The sequence below is a fragment of the Myxococcus sp. AB025B genome (genome assembly GCF_006518215.1).
Lineage (GTDB): Bacteria > Myxococcota > Myxococcia > Myxococcales > Myxococcaceae > Myxococcus > Myxococcus fulvus.
On record NZ_SRLW01000659.1, the window covers coordinates 1 to 971 of the forward strand.

Here is a 971-nt window from a genome sequence, read left to right on the forward strand (position 1 = left end):
GCCGTGCTCCGTGTCATACCCCGGCGCGCCCAGGTCCTTCGCGCTGGACTGGAGCGCGGCGCGCACCTGGGCGGGCGTCGCGCCGGGGCGGGCGCTGAACAGCAGCGCGGCGATGCCGCTGACGTACGGCGTGGCCATGGAGGTGCCGGACATGTACGCGTAGTCCACCGGGCGCAGCGTCAGCCGCGTGGTGGCGCCCAGCTGCCGGCCCATCACCGTGCTCGCCGCCTGGGTGATGGTGACGGCGGGCACCCACGCGCCGTGCTGCGGGACGGAGAGTATCTCCGCGCCGCCCTCCGCCAGCTCGCTGGCGAAGATGACCGCGCGCGCGCCCTGCTTCATCACGTTGACCATGGCCCGCTCCGGCCTCACGTAGGGGTGCGGGTGCAGATAGGCGATGAAGCCGTCACAGCTGCTGTCCTCGCCGCACGAGTCCAGCGTCCCGCCGTGCCCGCAGTCCACCAGCGCGCCCCAGGTGTTCCCGGTGGGCGCGTACAGGAGGGAGCGCGACGCGGGCCGGGCCCGTCCCAGCTCCAGCTGCGCGAACGAGCCCAGGCCCCGGGGGAAGGTGGACAGCACGTCCACGCCCGGCGCCATCAGCGCCAGCCGCTCGCCATGGGAGGAGAAGTACACGCGCCGGTCCAGGTCATCCACCGCGCCCACCGCGAGCACGGACGGGTCCGACGCCGGATAGGACACCAGGAACTGGCCCTCGTTGCCCGCCGCCGCCACCACCAGCATCCCGCCGTCGAGCGCGGCCTTGAAGATGTCCTCGGACGTGAAGGTGGCCAGGCCTCCGGCCAGCGACAGCGAGGCGACCCGGGCGCCCTGGCTCATGCACCACTCGACGGCCTCGAGCACCACGCTCATCTGGGTGCGGCCGTTCAGGTCCAGCACCCGCGCCACGAGCAGCTGGGCCCCCGGCGCCACGCCCATCAGCCCGCTCTCGGTGAGCACCGGCCCGCCCTGGC

Annotated in this window: 1 protein-coding gene; it reads right to left on the bottom strand. The window is 73.8% G+C overall.

The window, feature by feature from the left end:
• Nucleotides 1-971: S8 family serine peptidase (locus FL311_RS43365; protein ID WP_141333547.1), on the bottom strand; the 971-nt coding region annotated here is incomplete at both ends.